The 1,440-nt window shown below is 28.3% G+C and carries 1 protein-coding gene; it reads left to right on the top strand.

Annotated elements, in window-relative coordinates; translation table 11 throughout:
* Positions 1-153 precede the first annotated feature (153 nt).
* Positions 154-1,359: a hypothetical protein gene (locus LS72_RS10450; RefSeq protein WP_034555510.1), complete on the top strand. Its 1,206-nt coding sequence runs from the start codon at positions 154-156 to the stop codon at positions 1,357-1,359.
* The last annotated feature ends 81 nt before the right edge of the window (positions 1,360-1,440 follow it).

Below are 1,440 nucleotides of genomic sequence, written 5' to 3'. Positions count from 1 at the left end.
TTAGTGCTTCAATGAAAACTTTTCAGTTTATAGATAGTCAATATAAATACTCTCACTATTAGGAGTAACTATGCAAATACCTAAATATTCCCCACTTACAATTGAAAATAAATATTAATGCTAGAATAAAATTTAATGTAAGGAGAATATGATATGGCACTTGTTTTAGCTAATAGGACGGATGGGAGTGGTTCAAGGTTAAATGCTTTTTTAAATGCTTTATATATTGCACAATATTTAGGAGATTTATCTTACGCAAAAATTTTATGGATTGGTGGCACAAGGGATAACACAGGCGCCAACAAAAATCATATCATAGGCTCTTCTTTGGATAAAGTAGATAAAATATTTTCTCAAAATTTCATTAATAGCTACTGCATACACACTCTACCTAAAGATACTAGAATCATTGATGTAACGCATTTTAAAAGCTTACAATCTCTAAAAGATTCTTTTTTTAGCAACAAATATGATTATTTTATTACTCCACTAGGGAGTTTAGCTTGGTATTTTCACGATATAAATCTCAATGAATACCGAGCAATGACTTTATATCTATGGAAAAAGTTAGACTTTCTTCCTGAATTTAACTATCCTATTTCAAAAGCCTATGAGGAGGCAGGAAAGATAGGTGATTTCATAGCTATTCATTTCAGAAGTGGGGATGTTATTTATGATTATTTTCCTATAAGAAAACATAATTTTCTCGCTATGAGTCTTGCGAGCTGTTGTGAGCTTATTTTATCTTTAATGCAAAATGAGCTTTTAAAAAATAAAAACCAAACCATCGTTATTGTTGGGGATGATTTAGATTCCATACAAAAAATAATAGATTTTCACAACAACCCCAATATCGTCTCTACAGATAAATTAAGAGAAAATGATGCCTACCACTATAATAAAGAATTTCAACTTTTCTTATACGATATAATTTTTCTCTCACAAGCAAAGAAAATCTATACAACAGGCTCTGCCTTAACAAAAATAGCTTATTTACTTGGTAATGCCGATTATATTTTAAGCAATAATATTTTTACTCCTAAGGAATGCTATAAAAACTTTAAACAATTTTATGGAAAAATTATTTTCTCACCAATGCAGAGAGCATATTCTCTTTTTCAATTATTCTTAATGGGTTCTAAAACTTATGAAGATATAGGTATTCTTAAAATATATCTTTTGTCTGCTTTAGATTTGGATCCAGATAATGATAAGTATAGAATCTATTTTCTAGTATTACTCTTACAAAATAATGAATGGCAAGAAGCAGAATTTTATCTGCAAAATATCTTAAATACAAGAAAAGAGGAGTTTTTAGAAACTTTATTTTTTTATACTTATTATAAAACGACATTTTAAATCAAAGTTTTTCCATTTAAAAACGAAGCGGTTTGATTTAAAATGGAAAAAATCAGCAAACATTAAGCTTATAAACTTGCT

Source organism: Helicobacter apodemus, from assembly GCF_000765745.2.
Lineage (GTDB): Bacteria > Campylobacterota > Campylobacteria > Campylobacterales > Helicobacteraceae > Helicobacter_D > Helicobacter_D apodemus.
The sequence above is the reverse complement of the archived record's forward strand: the minus strand, read 5'-3'. Positions and strand labels throughout refer to the sequence as shown.

Excerpts from the sequence above, each read along its gene's own strand:
- LS72_RS10450 (WP_034555510.1), top strand. The coding sequence starts at position 154 with ATGGCACTTGTTTTAGCTAATAGGACGGATGGGAGTGGTTCAAGGTTA.